Here is a 17,683-nt window from a genome sequence, read left to right on the forward strand (position 1 = left end):
GCTCGTCCTCCTCCCCCGACCGGAACAACGATGCGACGTGTCCTGCCCCTCGCCATCTTTCTCAGCGGGCTTCTGCTGCTCGCCGGGTGCGCCGACACCGACCGGGCGGTGTCGAGCGATCCGCCGACGGCCGGGCCGAACGGCTCGCCCGTCCCGCGCACCGGCCCCGGTTACGCGAAGGAGGGCTGGTTCGGGACGGCGGACGGCCTGCACGCCCGCTTCGAGGTCAGGGCCGTAGAGCGGCAGGGGACGAAGACCGTGCTGCGGTACGGCGTCACGTCCCTGGACTCGGCGGTGAAGTCGGTCTCGTTCGGCGTCCAGCTCCTCGACCCGGTCGGACGCAGGCTCTACCGGCCGACCGGCTCGACCAGCGGCGAGAACTTCACGCCGGGGACGGCGCGGGACATGGCGGCCGAGTTTCCCCCTTTGCCGACGGAAACGCAGAAGGTCACCGTCCTCACGCCGGGGACGGCGGGGGAGTTCACCGGCATTCCGGTGACCACCGCGACGGGGACGCCGGGCCTGCCGTCCGGAGGGCCGCCGTCCGGAGGGCTGCCGTCCGGGCCGGGCGTGCCGCCGACCGGGACCGGGGTGCCCACGTGGTCCGGGCCGCCGAGCGGGTTCACGCCGCCGTCCGGGGCTCCGAACGGCGGGACGACGACGTCCGGGCCGTCGCTGCGGGCCGAGCCGTTCGAGCGGGCGTTCGCCGGGGCGCCGTCGCCGGTGACCTCGTCGCCCTCGTCCTCTCCTTCGTCCTCGTCGGGCGGGACGCCGTCGCCCGGCACCGGGACGTCGCCGCCCGCGACCGGCGCCAACCCCGCCGACCTGTACGACATCACCGAGAGCCAGACCAAGGACGTCACGGCCAGCGGCTCGCAGGTCACGTTCGCCCTGCACACCGACGCGCTCTTCAACGGCGGCAAGGCCACGCTCACCGGCGGGGCGAAGGCCGTCCTGGACGAGACCGCGCAGCAGATCAAGGCGAAGGGCGCGCGGACGCTCACGTTCGAGGGGCACACGGACGGCGAGGGCGACGACGCGAAGAACCTGAAGCTGTCCAAGGACCGGGCGGAAGCCGTCATGAAGGAGCTGAAAGCGCGGCTCGGCGGCGGCCTCACCTACACCGCGCGGGGGATGGGCGAGGCGCAGCCGGTCGCGCGTGAGGGCGGCGCGGACGACGCCGCGGCCCGCGCCCGCAACCGCCGCGTCGAGATCTCCTTCCCGGTCGGCGCGACCCTGCCGGGCGCGCCGGGCGGTTCGTCCTCGCCTGGAGGTTCGTCGCCCAGCACTGCGGCTGGTACACCGGCGGCGTTCCACGCACAGGACGGGAAGACCGTCGCGAGCCGCTCCGCCCAGTTCGGCTCGGCGAAGCGCCGCATCGACGTCAAGCCCTTCTACCGCGACGGCCCCTACGTCGTCGCCGTGTTCGACATCGTGAACGAGGGCCCCGGCACCACTCCGCCGGACGCGTCCTACCCGAACAAGGACTATCCCGGAGGAGCGTTCACGGCGTTCTCCGTCCAGGTACAGGGCGGGAAGGAGACGTACCGGGGCGTGCGCGTCGGCGCGGAGACGGGCGCGGCGGAGGGCGGCGTCGGCGCGTACGTCGACCCGGGGCGCGCCGTTTTCCGGACGGCGGTCAACCAGCCCGTCCGCGGCTTCGTGTACCTGCCCGCGCCGCCGGGGAACGCCACGTCCGTCACCTTCAACGCGGGCCCCTTCGGAAACTTCGACAAAGTCCCCGTCTCTTAACCGCAGAACCCGCGGAGCCGGTGAGCGGCCCCGCGGGTTCGCGCTCCGTCAGGACCAGGCGAGCATCCGGATCGGGTCCTCCAGCATGGCGCCGACGTCGCGGAGCACCTTCGAGCCCAGCTCACCGTCCACGATGCGGTGGTCGAACGACAGGGACAGCGTGGTGACCTTGCGGATCGCGAGCTCCCCCTCGTGCACCCACGGCATGTCCCTGATCTGGCCGAACGCCAGGATCGCCGACTCGCCCGGCGTGAGGATCGGGGTGCCGGAGTCGACGCCGAACACGCCCACGTTGGTGATCGTGATCGTCCCGTCGGACAGGTCGGCGGGCGTCGCCCTGCCCGCGCGGGCCTTCTCCGTCAGCTCGCCCAGCGCGCGGGCGAGGCCGGGGAGGTCGAGGTCCTGCGCGTCCTTCACCTTCGGGACGATCAGGCCGCGCTCCGTGGCGGCCGCGATCCCCAGGTTCACGTAGCGCTTGACGACGATCTCCGCGCCGTCCGGGCCGTCCGCCCAGGACGAGTTGACCATCGGGTTGCGCGCCACGGCGGTGAGCAGGGCCCGCGCCACCAGCAGCAGCGGGGACACCTTCACGTCCGCGAACTCGGGCAGCTCGCGGAGCCGTCGCACGGTCTCCATCGTCCGGGTCACGTCGACCTGGAGGAACTCGGTGACGTGCGGCGCGGTGAACGCCGACCCGGTCATCGCCGCCGCCGTCGCCTTGCGCACGCCCTTGACCGGCACCCGCTCCTCGCGCGGCCCCGCCTGGACGGCGGGCGCGGACGGCGCGGACAGCGCGGCCTGGACGTCGTCCCGCGTGATCGAGCCCTGCGGGCCCGACCCCGTGATCGCGGCGAGGTCGACGCCGAGGTCCTTCGCCATCTTCCGGACGGGCGGCTTCGCCAGCGGCAATCCGTTGTCCACAGGCTGTGGACGAGGCGCGGGCGGCCTCACGACCGGAGCCGCGGGGGCGGGCGGCGGGGCCGTTCCGTTGGACGCCTTGCGCGGGCGCCGCTTGGTCGCCGCCTCCTTCACCCCGTACCCGACGAGCACGGGCGTCCGCTTGGGCGGCTGCTCCGGCGACACCATCCCCGGCTCGTCCGGGGTCGGCACCCGCTCCGCGTCCCGCGCGGGCGCCCGCGCGGACTCGGCGGGCCGCGCGGGCTCGGGTGCCGCACCGCCCTCCGCGTCCACCGAGATGATCGGCGCGCCGACGTCCACCGTCTGGCCCTCGGTGACGTGCAGCGCCGTCACCACGCCCTCGAACGGGCAGGGCAGCTCCACGATCGCCTTGGCCGTCTCGATCTCGACGATCGTCTGGTTGATCTCCACCGTGTCGCCCACCTGGACGTGCCACTTGACGATCTCGGCCTCCGTCAGGCCCTCGCCCACGTCCGGCAGGTTGAAGACTTTCGGCTGGCTCACCGGCGTCACCACGCGAAGGTCCGGTCGACCGCGTCGAGGATGCGGTCGAGGTCGGGCAGGTACTGGTCCTCGATGCGGGACGGCGGGTACGGCGTGGAGAACCCGCCGACGCGCAGCACCGGCGACTCCAGCCGGTAGAAGCACCGCTCGGTGATCCGCGCGGCCAGCTCGGCGCCGAACCCGTTGTAGACCGGGGCCTCGTGGACGACGACGCAGCGTCCCGTCCGGTCGACGGACTCGACGACCGTGCCGATGTCGAGGGGGTTGAGCGAGCGCAGGTCGATGACCTCCAGGGAGCGTCCCTCCTCGGCGGCGGCGCCGGCCGCCTCAAGGCACGTCTTCACCGACGGCCCGTACGCGAGGAGCGTCACGTGCTCGCCCGGCCGGACGACGGTGGCGCTGTGCAGCGGCGTCCAGTCCGTGGACTCGACGTCGACCTCGGCCTTCTCCCAGTACCGGCGCTTCGGCTCGAAGAAGATCACCGGGTCCGGCGAGGCGATGGCCTGCTGGATCATCGAGTAGGCGTCCACCGGGTTCGAGCACGCGACCACGCGCAGCCCGGCGGTGTGCGTGAAGTACGCCTCCGGCGACTCCGAGTGGTGCTCCACCGCGCCGATCCCGCCGCCGCACGGGATGCGGACGACCACCGGCAGCGACAGCTTGCCGAGCGACCGCATGTGCATCTTCGCGAGCTGCGTGATGATCTGGTCGGCGGCCGGGAACACGAACCCGTCGAACTGGATCTCCACGACCGGCCGGTAGCCGCGCAGCGCGAGCCCGATCGCCGTCCCGACGATGCCGGACTCGGCGAGCGGGGTGTCGATGACGCGCTCTTCGCCGAAGTCCTTCTGCAGGCCGTCCGTGATGCGGAAGACGCCGCCGAGCTTCCCGACGTCCTCGCCCATCACGAGGACCTTCGGGTCGTTCTCCATGGCTTTGCGAAGGCCCTCGTTCATCGCCTTGCCGAGGGTCAGGGTCGTCATCTCGCCCTGCCTTTCTGGGGGACGACCCCCAGGCCCCCGAGGTGGAGTCCCGAAGATCCTCGCTTCGCTCCGGTCATCGGGCCTCCTCCTCGAACGACGCCAGGTAGGCGGCGAACTGCTCCTGCTCCTCGGTCATCAGGGGGTGCGGTTCGGCGTAGACGTGCTCGAACGCCGACAGCGGCTTCGGGTCGGGCATGGAGAGGCAGCCCTCGCGCAGCTCGCGCGCCGTCTGCTTGGCCTCGTCCTCGATCTTCTGGAAGAACGCCGCATCGGCGAACTCGTTGCGCACCAGGTACGCCTTGACGCGCTCGATCGGGTCCTTGAGCTTCCACGCCTCTTCCTCGGCCTTGAGCCGGTAGCGCGTGGGGTCGTCCGTGGTGGTGTGAGCGCCCATCCGGTAGGTGAACGCTTCGATGAGCGTGGGGCCCTGACCCGTCCGGGCGTTCTCCAGTGCCTTGCGGGTGACGGCGAGACAGGCGAACACGTCGTTTCCGTCCACGCGGATGCCGGGGAACCCGTATCCCTGGGCGCGGCGGTAGAGGGGGATGCGCGACTGCCGTTCGAGGGGCTCGGAGATGGCCCACTGGTTGTTCTGGCAGAAGAACACGATCGGCGCGTTGAACACGGACGCGAACACGAACGACTCGTTGACGTCGCCCTGCGAGGTCGCTCCGTCCCCGAAGTAGGCGATCGTCGCGGCGGCGGACGGGGTGCCGAGCACTCCGTCCCGCTGGACGCCCATCGCGTACCCGGTGGCGTGCAGGGTCTGGCTGCCGATCACGACGGTGTAGAGGTGGAAGTTGTGCTCGGCCGGGTCCCAGCCGCCGTGGGTGACGCCCCGGAACATGCTGAGCAGCTTCAGCTGGTCGACGCCGCGACACCAGGCGACGCCGTGCTCCCGGTAGGTCGGGAAGACCATGTCGTTCTCGGACAGGGCCCGTCCGGACCCGATCTGCGCCGCCTCCTGTCCCAGCAGGGACGCCCAGAGCCCCAGCTCTCCCTGCCTGGTGAGCGCCACGGACTCCAGGTCCAGGCGGCGGACGTTCACCAGGTCGCGGTACAGGTCGCGGACTTCCTCGGCGCTGAGGTCCAGGGGGTAGTCGGGATGCTCGACGCGCTCGCCCTCGGGGGTGAGCAACTGGACGAGCTCGGGCTCGGCGAGCTCGGGGGTGTCTGGCGCGCCGCGCACGGAGTCGATCGTCATCGATGACACTCCTCGTTCGGGGCCGGCACGCGGGATCGCCGCGCATCGGCCGATGTCCGCGGCTTGAGGCCCCGGTAAGGGACAAAAGCCGCTAATGCCATCGTGGCAGACATCACACCCTGCGATGCAAGTCCCACCTGTGACCGTCCCTACCCCGGTCGGACGCCGTTGACGCGGACGTGACGCACGCCACCTCCGGGCAAAATCGCGCCGTTCGTCAGACAAGCCTGAACCATCTGGCTTGGGGCAGTCTTAGGCCGGTCTTGCGCCGGTGAGGGGAGTCGCTCGCAGGATCGTTCGCAGGGTCATTCGCGGGAGAGGGCGCGGGTGGCGCCCGCGGCGACCGTCAGGCCGAGGACCAGCCCGGCGGCGACGATGAAGTTCGCTATCCACTGGTAGACGCCCTTGGGCGCGAACTCGACCTCCTGCCCCAGGCTGCCGATCGGCAGGAGCAGGTCGAGCGTGTAGAAGAACGCGTTGAAGTGCGGGTGGTGGCCGTCGTCGAGGACGTCCGGCCTGTGGACGGAGAACACGATCGTGCCGAAGGCGAGCAGCCCGATCAGCCAGCTCGCCGCCCGGAACGGACGGTAGCCGTAGCCGACCAGGACGTCCTGGAACCAGCCGACGACCTTGCGGGTGGGGCCCTGCGTGGCGCGCCGGTCGCGGGCCTTCGCGAGCAGGACGGAGCGTCCGTCCGCGTCCAGCCCGAGGGACCGGTACGTCTGGGCGAGCCGCTCGTACGGCTGCGGAGCGTAGCCGTCGTTGTCGCGGCGCAGCCAGGCGAGCCGCTCGCGGGCGGTGAGCGGCGGGTCGAGCGTCTCGTACTGGAGGCCGTCGAGCTGGAGCTTCGCGGGCCAGGACGCGGCGTCGTCGCGCAGCAGGCCGATGCGGGCGTAGGAGAGGTCCGCGGTGCCCTGGATCGGCTCGGAGGTGCGCAGCAGCAGCTCCTCGGCCTGGACGCGCTGCAGGCTGAGGGCCGTCCCGTCGTCGTGCTGGAGCCGGGCGCCGCGCAGGCTGAGCTGGCCGGTGATGCGGGCGCCGGAGAAGCTGACGGCGCCGACGGCGCTGAACCCGTCCGAGCAGTAGACGTCGGTCTCGACGGCGAGGTCGTCGGCGTTCAGCGCCGTCCGCTGCGGCGCGGACAGCTTCGCCCCGACGAACGACAGGTAGCCGCCGACCCGCGCGCCGCGCAGCCGGACCTCGCCCTCCGCCGAGAAACCGCCGTCGCAGAACACGTTGGCCGCGACGTCCAGGCGGCTCGCGTACAGCGCGGGACCGGACGCGTTGTGCAGCCGCGCGCCGCGCAGGATGAGCTGGCCGCCGATCCGGGCGCCCGGCACCCGCACCTCGCCCTGGGCGGAGAAGCCCTGGTCGCAGTAGACGTTCGCCTCGACGGTGAGGCGGTCGGCGAGCAGCGCGTCCCCGCTCGGGTTGTGCAGCTGGACGCCCGACATGTTCAGGATGCCGGTGATGTTCGCGCCGTCCAGCCACAGCCCGCCCGCGATCCGGCTGCCCTCCAGCCACAGGTGGCCGTCCACCCGGGTGCCGGACGCGATCAGCCCCGGCAGCCGGCACCGCATCAGGTGGACGCTGTTCATGTTCGCCCAGTACAGGTGCGGGGCCTCGTCGAACGAGCAGCCGGTGAGCGCCAGCGGGACGCTCACCTCCGCGTGCCCGAGGTTCAGCGAGCCGATGATCCGCGCGCCGACCAGCCGGACGGCGGCGACCTGCCCCGGCTCCGACTCCACCGCCCCGACGAGCAGCGCGACGAGCACCTCGGCCCTGATCACCCGGTCGCGTCCCCAGGAGTCCGACCGGCCGACGTCGTCGAACGTCTGGTCGCCGGACGACAGGTCGACGGATTCGCCCTTCGGGAACGCCTCCCAGAGGCGGCGCTCCGACGGGGTCAGGTCCTCGATGTTCATCGGGCGGCTCCGGGGGGTGCGGTGGACGTGTTCGGGACGTGTTCGGCGGGAGCGGGTGGGACCGTGTCCGGCCATGGTGCCGTACGCTTCAGGATCGTAAGCAGTCGTAACGAAAAGCGCAGATCAGTGAGGGGGCGGCCGTGGCGCGTGTCGTCGTCGACGTCATGCTCAAGCCGGAGATCCTCGATCCGCAAGGTCAGGCGATCGCCCGGAAGCTGCCGCAGATGGGATTCGACGGCGTCGTCGCCGTCCGGCAGGGCAAGCGGTTCGAGGTGGAACTGGAGGGCGAGGCCGACGAGGCCGCCCTGGAGCGCGTCCGCAAGATCGCGGAGACGCTGCTCGCCAACCCCGTGATCGAGAACTACGAGGTCCGGGTTCTCTAGCGGGACCGGCCCGTCGGGCGGGGCCGGGAGCGGAATGCCGTTCGGTCGCGGGACGGCTTTGGCGCGTTCCAGGCGGCACCCGGCCACCGTCCGTGCCGCCGAGACCTCCGTGAGCGACCCGCGAGTATAACGATTACGGAAGATTGCTCCGGGGAAGTGTTAGCTGCGTCGAAGTCGTCGAGCACGCTCCGGGACCGGGGGAACGGTCGTTCCGGGGCATGACACGAGGTGTCCGGGTGGAAATGAGGTTCTCGCTCGCGCTGCCGTGCGAGGCGCCGAGCATCCCGGTGATCCGGCGGGTGGTGGGGGACGCGCTCCGCGGGCTCGGCGTCACCGCCGACTGCGTCGACGACGTCCTGGTCGCCGTCTCCGAGGCGTGTACGAACGTCGTCCAGCACGCCCGCCTCACGGGCGACTACGAGGTCTCGGGACAGGTCGACGACGGCGTCTGCACGCTCAAGATCGTCGACTGGGGGCGCGGCCCGCGGCCCGCCCCGCGCGACCCCGACCCGTTGAGCGAGTCCGGCCGCGGCATTAAGATCATGCGGGCGCTGGTGGACGACCTGGACATCGACTCGGCGCCCGACCGGGGCACCGTCGTCCACCTGCGGAAGCGGCTGACCTGGCGCGACGGGGCGCTGGTCCGACGCCTCGACCGCAGCCTCATGCACAGCGCCGGGTAGATTGGTACGCGCGCGGGGGGAAATGCGACGCGCATCGGGGTGATCGGCGGAACGACCCGCCCGTCCCGGCCGCCCCTTCATTTCGGAGGAACAGAAGAGATGGACGCTGCCCGGGTCGGGATCATCACCTTCCCTGGTTCTCTCGACGACAAGGACGCCGCACGCGCAGTGCGGGTGGCCGGCGCTGAGCCGGTCCCCCTCTGGCACGGCGACCACGACCTGCGCGGGGTGGACGCCGTCGTCCTGCCCGGCGGGTTCTCCTACGGCGACTACCTGCGCGCCGGGGCCATCGCCCGGTTCGCCCCGCTGATGACCGAGCTGGCCGCCGCGGCGGACGCGGGCCTGCCCGTCCTCGGCATCTGCAACGGCTTCCAGGTGCTGTGCGAGTCGCACCTGCTGCCCGGCGCGCTGCTCCCGAACGCCGGCCTGCACTTCGTGTGCCGCGACCAGCGGCTCCGCGTCGAGAACGCCGAGACCGCCTGGACGACCGAGTACCGGGAGGGCCAGGAGATCGTCATTCCCGTCAAGAACCGCGACGGCCGCTACACCGCCGATCGGGAGACGCTCGCCGAACTGGCCGACTCCGGCCGGATCGTCGCGCGGTACGTCGACCTGAACCCCAACGGCTCCCTCGACGACATCGCCGGGATCTGCAACGAGGCGGGCAACGTGGTCGGGCTGATGCCCCACCCGGAGCACGCCGTGGAGTCGCTGACCGGTCCGTCCACGGACGGTCTCGGGTTCTTCACTTCGATCGTTAAGAGACTGGTCAACGCATGAGTGAGCAATCCCACGGCTCCCCGCGAGCCACCCGGGACGGTTCGGACGAGCCCTCGATGGAGTGGCTCGGCGAGCTCAAGTCCGACGCCGACGACCCGGAGCTACAGCCGGTCGACCCGTCGGTGACGCAGGCGTTCGAGGCGATGCTGGAGGAGGCGAAGCCCGCCGACCCGGCCGCGCCGCGTCCGGAGCCCGCCGTCCCCCCGGCCGCGTCCCCGGCCCCCTCCGCCCCGGAGGCGGCGCTCCGCCCGGAGCCGATGATCACGGTCGACCCGGACGTGCGGGAGGCTCTCGAAGCGGCTCAGGCCGCGCTGGCCCAGGCGCAGAACGCCGTCCCGGCTCCCGCTCCGGCCCCGGCGGCCGGTGTCGGTCAGAGCCCGGAGCAGGAGTTCGCGCGGGCGCTGGCCGAGGAACGCGCCGCCGCCGACCTGGCCGACCCGACGCTCACCACGCCTGACCTGGACGAACACAACCCGCCCCGGCGCCCGACCGGCCCCCAGCCCACCGTCGGCGCCGGCACCGCGCCGCAGCCCGCGGTAGGCACCGGCACAGGCCCGCAGCCAGCAGTCGGCACGGGCACGGGCCCGCAGCCCGCAGTGAGTACCGGCACGGGCCCGCAGCCTGCGGTCGGCACCGGCACGGGCCCGCAGCCCGCCGTCGGCACGGGCACAGGCCCGCAGCCCGCGGTGGGCCCGAACACAGGGCCGCAGCCGGTCGTGGGGCTCAACACGGGCCCGCAGCCGCTCGTCCGCGAGGAGGGCCCCGGCACGGGTCCGCAGCCCGCCATCGGTTCCGGGACGGGCCCGCAGCCCACAGTCGGCCACGGCACCGGACCTCAACTGACGGTCGGCCTGAACACGGGCCCGCAGTCGGCGGTCGGCTGGGGCACCGGCCCGCAGCCCGCGGTCGGCACCGGGACGGGCCCGCAGCCCGCGCTCGGAACCGGCCCGCAGCCCGCGCTCGGCCGAGGCACCGGCCCGCAGCCCGCCGTCGACTCGGGAACGGGCCCTCAGCCCGCGGTCGGCCAGGGGCAAGGCCATGGTCAAGGACAGGGCACCGGCCCGCAGCCCGCCCTGGGCCAGGGCACGGGCCCGCAGCACGTCGTCCGCACCGCGACGGGCCCGCAGCCCGCCATCGGCGGTGGCCCCGGCACCGGCCCGCAGCCCGCGATCGAAGCGCCCACGCCCACGCGGGCTCCCGCCGTGTACCCGGGGACGGACACGGTCGCGATCGCCGCCGCGTCGCCCGAGCGGCCGCAGCCGTTCGCCGAGCTGGGCATGAACGAGGACGAGTACCAGCGCGTCCGCAACATCCTCGGACGCCGTCCCACGTCCGCCGAGCTGGCGATCTACTCGGTGATGTGGAGCGAGCACTGCTCCTACAAGAGCTCCAAGGTCCACCTCCGCCAGTTCGGCGACAAGGCCCCGAAGACCGACAAGCTGCTGGTCGGGATGGGGGAGAACGCCGGTGTCGTGGACATCGGCCACGGCTGGGCGGTGACCTTCAAGGTCGAGTCGCACAACCACCCTTCCTACGTGGAGCCCCACCAGGGCGCGGCGACCGGCGTCGGCGGGATCGTCCGCGACATCATCTCGATGGGCGCCCGGCCGGTCGCGGTCATGGACTCGCTGCGCTTCGGCCCGGCGGACGCCCCCGACACCCAGCGCGTCCTGCCCGGCGTGGTGGCGGGCGTGGGCGGCTACGGCAACTCGCTCGGCCTGCCCAACATCGGCGGCGAGACGGCGTTCGACGCCTGCTACGCGCAGAACCCGCTGGTGAACGCGCTGTGCGTGGGCGTGATGAAGCACGGGGACATCAAGCGCGCCGTGGCCCCCGGCCCCGGCAACCGGGTGATCCTGTTCGGCGCCCCGACCGGGCCGGACGGCATCGGCGGCGCGTCCGTCCTGGCGTCGGCCACGTTCGACGAGGAGTCGCACCAGAAGCGGCCGTCCGTCCAGGTGGGCGACCCGTTCATGGAGAAGCTGCTGATCGAGTGCTGCCTGGAGCTGTTCGGCGAGGACCTCGTCGTCGGCATCCAGGACCTCGGTGCGGCCGGCGTGTCCTGCGCGACGACGGAGCTGGCCGCGGCCGGCACCGGCGGCATGCACGTCGACCTCGACACCGTCCCGCTCCGCGACGCGACCCTGCTCCCCGAGGAGATCCTCATGAGCGAGTCGCAGGAGCGCATGATGGCGGTGGTCGAGCCGGGCAAGGTCGACCGCTTCCTGGAGATCTGCGCCCGCTGGGAGATCCCGGCCACCGTGATCGGGACGGTGACCGACACCCGCCGCCTCGTGATGACGTGGCGGGGCGAGACGATCGTCGACATCCCGCCGGTCACGGCCGCCGACGAGGGCCCGGTCTACAACCGTCCGCTGGCCCCGCCGCACGACCTCGGCGCCCTCCAGTCGGACACGCCGGGACGGCTCACGCGCCCGTCCACCGGCGACGAGCTGCGCCGGACCGTCCTCTGGCTGGCGGGGTCGCCGAACCTCGCGAGCAAGACGTGGGTGACCTCCCAGTACGACCGCTACGTGCTGGGCAACACCGTGATGGCTATGCCGGAGAACGCGGGCGTGGTGCGCGTCGACGACGAGTCCGGCCTGGGCATCGCCCTCTCGCTGGACGGGAACGGCCGCTACACCAGGCTCGACCCGTACGCGGGCGCGCAACTCGCCCTGTCCGAGTCGTACCGCAACGTGGCCGCCACCGGCGCGCGCCCCATGGCCGTGACCAACTGCCTCAACTTCGGCTCCCCGGAAGACCCGGGCGTCATGTGGCAGTTCGCCCGCGCGGTCGAGGGCCTGGCGGACGCCTGCCAGTACCTCGGCATCCCCGTCACGGGCGGCAACGTCAGCTTCTACAACCAGACGGGCGAGACCCCGATCAACCCGACGCCGGTCATCGGCGTGCTCGGCGTCCACGACGACGTCCGCCGCCGGGTGAACATGTCGCTCACCACCGACGGCGCGACGATCGCGCTGCTCGGCGAGACCCGCGAGGAGTTCGGCGGCTCGGAATGGGCGCACGTCGTCTACGGCCACCTGGGCGGCCTGCCGCCGCTGGTGGACCTGAAGGCGGAGGCGGCCCTCGCGTCCGTGCTGGTCAACGCGGCCCGCGACGGGCTGGTCACGGCCGTCCACGACCTGTCGGACGGCGGCCTGTCGCAGACGCTCGTCGAGTCGTGCCTGCGCGGCGGGCTCGGCGCCCGCATCACCCTGCCCGGCGACCCGTTCGTCACGCTGTTCAGCGAGTCGGTGGCCCGCGCCATGGTCGCCGTCATGCCGGGCGCGGAGGCGCGCCTCGCGGCCCTGTGCGAGTCGGCGGGCGTCCCGGTGACCCAGATCGGCGTCGCCGGCGGCGACGCCCTCAACGTCACCGGCCGCACTCCCGAGGGCGACCAGCAGGAACTGTTCAGCATCCCCTTGCACGAACTACGCGAGTCCCACGAACGAACCCTCCCCACCTACGCCGACTAAGCCCGCACCACGCGGGGACTACCGAAACGCAAAGGGCGCTCCGAAAGGAGCGCCCTTTCGCGCGCTACGAGGCCAGGCGGAGACTCCACACATCCGTCGCCGCGCAGAGCGCGGGTATTGGTCAGAAGACGGAAATGTGGACGTGGTCGTAGTGGTTGGCGGTCACGCCGCCGCGGTTCTCCATGGAGCGCCAGCCGGGGCTGCGGAGGTCGTAGATGCGTTGGCGCCAGATGATGTATTTGATGCCGAGCGCGCTGGCGTGGGCGATGGCGTAGTCGGCGGTGCGGTCGCCGAGGGCCTTGGCGCTGCCGGCGGCCATCGTCCCGCCGGTGGTGACCATGAAGTCGCAGGCGTGGCCGGTGCCGTGGTCCTGCGGGTCGCCGGTGCTGCGCACGCAGCCGATGGTGGGGAACGGCCCCTCTTCGAGGTCGATGGTGTTCTTGACCTTCAGCATGCGGGGCGTGACGCCGCCCATCCCGACGCTCGGCGACTCGGGCTTGTACTGCTTGACGAGCTGGGTGATCCGGGACTTGCGGCTGAGGAGGTCGCGGATCTCCTTCCGCAGCTCCGTCATCTTCTGCTGGGCTTCCTTGCGGGCCTGCAACTGGTCGTTAACGAGCTTCTGGATCTGCGCGACCCGGGCGGCCTTGTTGCGCGCCAGATGGCTGACGAGCGTGGCGTTGCTCAGCAGGTCGTTCGGGTTGGAGTCGGTGACGAACGTGACGGTGGGGTCCTCGCCGTTCGTCATGTACTGGGTGGCGGCCATCTGGGCGACGAGGTCGCGGGCTTCGGCGAGGTCGCGCTGGAGGTCTCTCGACTTCTCCAGGGCCTGCTGGGCGGCGTACTGGGAGTCCTTGAGCTTGGCGAGGTCGCCGCCGTACTCCTTGTCCAGCTTCTCGATCTGCCTGTTCAGCTGGGCGAACTTCTTGCTGTCGCCCGGGTCGGCCGCGTAGGCCGCGAGGGCGGCGGGCGCGGCGCCCGCGGACGGCGTGGCATGGCCGATCAGCGGCAGGGCCGCGGCGAAGGCCACGAGAGCGACGGCGGCGCGCTGGCGGACGTGCCGACGGGCGGAGGCGGGGGTCTCCACGTGTACTCCTCTCGTCATGGCCGGGGAATTGCGGACGGTCGATCGTCTGGGGCGCCGTCCGTGCCTCGCCAATCTAAACCCATGGGCCCGGCGGGACGGCGGGAAGCGCGAGAAGCCCGGCCCCCACGCTGGGAGCCGGGCCATCTTACGTGACGGGTCTCACAGGCTGCTCTTGTACACGAGCCGGTTCGCCTGCTGCTTCAGCCGCTTGAGGCTGTGGGTGGAATTGTCGTTCAGCCATTTCTGCACTTGCGAGAACGTGGCCGTCTTGTGGGTGGACAGGTACAGCGCCGCGACGCCGGTCACGTGCGGGGCCGCCATGGACGTCCCGGAAAGCGACTTCGTGCCGCCGCCCGGCCAGGTGGACGGGATGCTGTAGCCGGGGGCGCTGATGTCCACGCACTTGCCCCAGTTGGAGAAGTCGGCGCGGTTGTCGTAGACGGTCGACGCCCCGACCGTCATGACCCAGCTCGCGCCGGACGGCGAGAACTTGCAGGCGTCCTTGTTGTCGTTGCCCGCGGCGACGGTCACGAAGACACCGGACTTGGAGAGGTTCGCCACCGCGGTGTTCACCGCCGCCGAGCTCGGTCCCCCGACCGAGAGGTTCGCCACGGCCGGCTTGGCGGCGTGGCCGCGCAGCCAGTTGGCGGCCTCGACGATGTCGGACATGTAGCCGTAGCCGTCGCAGTCCAGGATGCGCAGCGCCCGCAGGTTGACGTTCTTGGCGACGCCGTAGGTCTTGGAGCCGATCGTCCCCGCGACGTGGGTCCCGTGGCCGTTGCAGTCGTTGCCGTCGCTGAAGCTGGACGCCCACCACGCGATGGACGCGCGCCCGCCGAAGTTCGGGTGGGTCACGTCCAGGCCGGTGTCGATGACGTACGCGTTGACCCCGCTCCCGGTCGACTTGTACGTGTAGCTCTTGGAGAGCGTCCGGGACCGCTGGTCGATGCGGTCGAGGCCCCAGGACAGCGGCGCCTTCTGCGTGGTGTTGACCGAGATGACCTGGTCCTGCTCGATCGCCGCGACGCGGCTGTCGTGCTGGAGCTTGCCGAGCTGGTCGCCGGTCAGCCGGGCGGCGAACCCGTTGAGGACGCCGTCGAACCGCCGCACCCCCGCGGCCCTGACCTTCTTCGCCGTGGCGTCGGGGGAGGCCCCGGCCTTCAGCGTGACGATGTACTGGCCAGGCACCGGCTTCCCCGTCGCAGCCGTGACCTTGACGGCGGCCGAGCCGTCGGAGGCGAGCACCGGAAACGCCGCGGCGCCCCCGACGCACGCGGCGACGGCTCCGATCAGCAACAGCCTTCGGTGGACAGTCCGCAAGGCCTCTCCTTCCCCCGTGGGCCGCATCGAAGGGCCCGCTAGATGATCGATGATTTCGATCGAGGGAACCTTAGCCGAGCTGTCCTGATTTAGGACGTTAAAGCGGGCGAATTACCACCTGTGGACACCCGGATCTTCCGGAACCCACCCGTTCCGGAGCGAATCGGGAATTCAGCCGCGGTTCAGACGACCGCCGTAGCCGAGGGACGTGCCGGGCCTGCTCCACGTGTACTGGAGCGTGCCGTCCGGCTGCCGCGAGACCTGGACGACGCCCGCCGTGCACGGCTTCGCGATGGACAGCGACATCTTCAGCGCGCTCTCGGTCCCCCTGGTCAGCGTCAGGGTGCCGGTGCACCCTTCTCGCTGGTAGAAGGCCGTGCCGGTCGTCCCGCCCGCCTCGAAACGGACCACGACGGGGAACGAGACGTTGCGCGTGGTGTTGACCAGCGTCCCTTTCCAGGTGCCCGCGAACCCGGACGGGATCGTGGTCACCGGACGGTTGTTGGACGCGTTCGTGCTCTCCGGCGGAGAACTGCCGTCGTCGTCCTTGAGCTGCGGCCACAGCACCAGCGCGATGATGGCGATGCCCACGCCGACCCCGATGACCAGGGAGAGCGCGACGCCGAGGACGTGGCTGCTGGGCCGCCGCATCCGGGCGAGGGACGCCATCGGGGACGGACGCCGCTCCCCGCCGGTCTCGCGTCCGTGCCCCAGGCCGGGGATGAGATGCGGTGACGAGTCGGCGGTGTTCGGGGGATCGTCCATGCCGACCGCGTCGAACGTGGCGGTCGGGTCGGGCGCGATCGGATCGCTGACCGGCTCGAAGCGCGTGGTCTGGCTGCTCTGGTCGCGCTGACGCGGTTCGTCCGCGCCGAAGGCGTTGAACGTCGTCGTCTCGTCGAAGGCGGCGGGATCGAGGTCGGCCGCCGGTTGCTCCGCCATGGGCTGGGGCGCGGCCTTGGGACGACGCGCCCGCGACAACTTCCCGAGGAGGGGAACCTTCTGTGCGTGCGCCGGTCCGCCCGGAGTAGGCGCGCCCATGGGCGTCCGGGGCGGCGGCATCTGCGCGGGCGGAGGCGGCCCTACAACGGGCGGAGGCGGGGGCACCTGCTGTGGCGCGGTCGGTTCCGCGACCGTGCCGTAGGCGAGCGCACGCCCCTCCTGAACCATCGAGGACGGCATGCGCCCAGAGAGTGGGTTGGCCTCGTCCAGGAGACGCTGGAGCAGATCCTTCGGGGACGGACGATTGGCCGGTTCCTTGGCGAGGGCGTCGGTGATGACGTCCCGCAGCGAATCAGGCACCTCTGACAGGTCTGCCTCGTCGTAGACGATCCGCTGCATCACCTCGGACGGCGAACCGTCCCCGAACGGAGGTCTGCCAGAGAGGGTGAACAGGATTGTGGAGGCCCAGGCGAACACGTCCGCCGCCGGTCCGATGCCCATTCCGCTGAGCTGTTCCGGCGCCTTGTAGGCGGGGTCGTCCGTGATGTGCCCTGTGAAAGAGACGTTCACGGCCTCCAACGCCCCCGCGATGCCGAAATCGCTGAGGCGCGGCCCGCGCCGTCCCAGGAGAACGTTCCCGGGCTTCAGATTGTGATGAACCGCACCCGCGCGATGGACTGCCGCCAGAGCGATCGCGGTACCGACAGCCACTCGTTCGATGACCGCGACACCGCGCGGGCCCTCCTCGTCCACGAGCTGCTGGAGGGACGGCCCGTCCACCCACTCGCTGACCACGTAGGGACGGTCGCCCTCCACATCGGCGTGCAGGATCGCGGCCGTACAGAAGCCGGACACCTTGCGGGCGGATGAGAACGCGCCCGCGAACCGCGTCCGCGCCGCGGGCTCGCCGCTCAGCCGGACGTGCAGGACCTTGACGGCGACGTCGGCGCCGGACGGATCCCGGCCGAGGAAGACGGCGCCCTGCTCGCCGACGCCGAGCCGGCCCGTGACCGCGAACGGGCCGAGTCTTCGCGGGTCACCCGGCTGCAGGGGCAGCGCCTCGGGCATCTGACGAAACCTCCGTGTCCGCCGGGGACGGCGTCCCCGGCCTCCCCGTTTCCCTCACCTGGCCTGGCGCCGGGGGGTCCCTTTCTATCGCCTGCGCGGCGGCGCGGCGCCACCGGTCGCCAGGTGTTCACCGGTGGCCGGGTGTTCGCCCGCCGACCGCCGCCGCTCGGACGCGACACGGTAGCGTCGGTGGGGATGCCGCGAAAACCGCTGACCCGCGACGTGCTGAACGAGCGGCGCGCCGCGCTCGGCCTGCCGCCCTACGGCGGACCCGACGAGCCCGCCGCGCTGCGCCGCGCGGCGCTCGGCACCGTCCTCGCCGCGTCCGAGGCGGGGAGCGCCGAACCGTCCAGGCCGGTCGTGATGGGAGCGGTGCGTTTCCTGCTCGACCGGCTCGCCGAGCTGGCGCCCGGCCGTTCGGTGGAGGTTCGGGTGCCTCCCTACGCCGCCGTCCAATGCGTCGACGGCCCGCACCATACCCGTGGTACCCCACCGAATGTGGTGGAGATGGACGCCGTCACATGGATCGGCCTGGCCACCGGACGCCTGGCCTGGGCCGACGCGGTGGCGGACGGCCGCGTCCGCGCCAGCGGCGCCCGCGCGGACCTATCGGAGCATCTCCCGCTGCCCCTCGACCGCGAGCCACTCGCCTGAC

Annotated in this window: 13 protein-coding genes; 6 read left to right on the forward strand and 7 right to left on the reverse strand. The window is 71.9% G+C overall.

Annotated elements, in window-relative coordinates:
- The first annotated feature begins 30 nt into the window (after nt 1–30).
- Nucleotides 31–1,752: an OmpA family protein gene (locus FXF65_RS14555; protein WP_148350432.1), complete on the forward strand. Its 1,722-nt coding sequence runs from the start codon at nt 31–33 to the stop codon at nt 1,750–1,752.
- 48 nt (nt 1,753–1,800) lie between these two features.
- On the opposite strand, the gene FXF65_RS14560 is transcribed toward FXF65_RS14555, so the two are convergent.
- From FXF65_RS14560 to FXF65_RS14575, 4 genes are all read right to left on the reverse strand, one after another.
- Complete coding sequence (locus FXF65_RS14560; protein WP_148350433.1) at nt 1,801–3,174, reverse strand: dihydrolipoamide acetyltransferase family protein; 1,374 nt, start codon at nt 3,172–3,174, stop codon at nt 1,801–1,803.
- Nucleotides 3,175–3,179: 5 nt separating this feature from the next.
- Nucleotides 3,180–4,157 carry an alpha-ketoacid dehydrogenase subunit beta gene (locus FXF65_RS14565; protein WP_148350434.1) on the reverse strand — a complete coding sequence of 326 codons (978 nt, stop codon included), beginning with the start codon at nt 4,155–4,157 and terminating at the stop codon, nt 3,180–3,182.
- 73 nt (nt 4,158–4,230) lie between these two features.
- Nucleotides 4,231–5,361, reverse strand: coding sequence for a pyruvate dehydrogenase (acetyl-transferring) E1 component subunit alpha (gene pdhA / locus FXF65_RS14570; protein WP_148350435.1), 1,131 nt, complete (start codon nt 5,359–5,361; stop codon nt 4,231–4,233).
- Between the two features lie 305 nt (nt 5,362–5,666).
- Nucleotides 5,667–7,286 carry a hypothetical protein gene (locus FXF65_RS14575; protein WP_148350436.1) on the reverse strand — a complete coding sequence of 540 codons (1,620 nt, stop codon included), beginning with the start codon at nt 7,284–7,286 and terminating at the stop codon, nt 5,667–5,669.
- A 140-nt stretch (nt 7,287–7,426) separates the two neighbouring features.
- On the opposite strand from FXF65_RS14575, the gene purS reads away from it, so the two are divergent.
- From purS to purL, 4 genes are all read left to right on the forward strand, one after another.
- On the forward strand, nt 7,427–7,669 hold the full coding sequence (gene purS / locus FXF65_RS14580) for a phosphoribosylformylglycinamidine synthase subunit PurS (protein WP_067897450.1): 243 nt from the start codon (nt 7,427–7,429) through the stop codon (nt 7,667–7,669).
- A 242-nt stretch (nt 7,670–7,911) separates the two neighbouring features.
- Nucleotides 7,912–8,352: an ATP-binding protein gene (locus FXF65_RS14585; protein ID WP_246198640.1), complete on the forward strand. Its 441-nt coding sequence runs from the start codon at nt 7,912–7,914 to the stop codon at nt 8,350–8,352.
- A gap of 99 nt (nt 8,353–8,451) precedes the next feature.
- Nucleotides 8,452–9,132, forward strand: a complete 681-nt coding sequence (purQ, locus tag FXF65_RS14590; RefSeq protein ID WP_148350438.1) for a phosphoribosylformylglycinamidine synthase subunit PurQ — start codon at nt 8,452–8,454, stop codon at nt 9,130–9,132.
- 1,202 nt (nt 9,133–10,334) lie between these two features.
- Nucleotides 10,335–12,611, forward strand: a complete 2,277-nt coding sequence (gene purL, locus FXF65_RS46110) for a phosphoribosylformylglycinamidine synthase subunit PurL (RefSeq protein ID WP_148350646.1) — start codon at nt 10,335–10,337, stop codon at nt 12,609–12,611.
- Nucleotides 12,612–12,732: 121 nt separating this feature from the next.
- On the opposite strand, the gene FXF65_RS14600 is transcribed toward purL, so the two are convergent.
- From FXF65_RS14600 to FXF65_RS14610, 3 genes are all read right to left on the reverse strand, one after another.
- The gene (locus FXF65_RS14600) at nt 12,733–13,698 is read right to left on the reverse strand and encodes a coiled-coil domain-containing protein (protein ID WP_148350439.1); all 966 of its coding nucleotides are present in this window, start codon (nt 13,696–13,698) and stop codon (nt 12,733–12,735) included.
- Between the two features lie 159 nt (nt 13,699–13,857).
- On the reverse strand, nt 13,858–15,018 hold the full coding sequence (locus FXF65_RS14605) for a S8 family peptidase (protein ID WP_148350440.1): 1,161 nt from the start codon (nt 15,016–15,018) through the stop codon (nt 13,858–13,860).
- Nucleotides 15,019–15,189: 171 nt separating this feature from the next.
- Entirely contained in the window at nt 15,190–17,028 is a 1,839-nt protein-coding gene (locus FXF65_RS14610) for a serine/threonine protein kinase (RefSeq protein WP_148350441.1), read from the reverse strand.
- A gap of 195 nt (nt 17,029–17,223) precedes the next feature.
- Here FXF65_RS14610 and FXF65_RS14615 point away from each other — a divergent pair, with 195 nt between their 5' ends.
- The gene (locus tag FXF65_RS14615; protein ID WP_148350442.1) at nt 17,224–17,682 is read left to right on the forward strand and encodes a sterol carrier family protein; all 459 of its coding nucleotides are present in this window, start codon (nt 17,224–17,226) and stop codon (nt 17,680–17,682) included.
- Nucleotide 17,683 lies beyond the last annotated feature (1 nt).

Source organism: Actinomadura syzygii (genome assembly GCF_008085905.1).
Classification (GTDB): domain Bacteria; phylum Actinomycetota; class Actinomycetes; order Streptosporangiales; family Streptosporangiaceae; genus Spirillospora; species Spirillospora syzygii.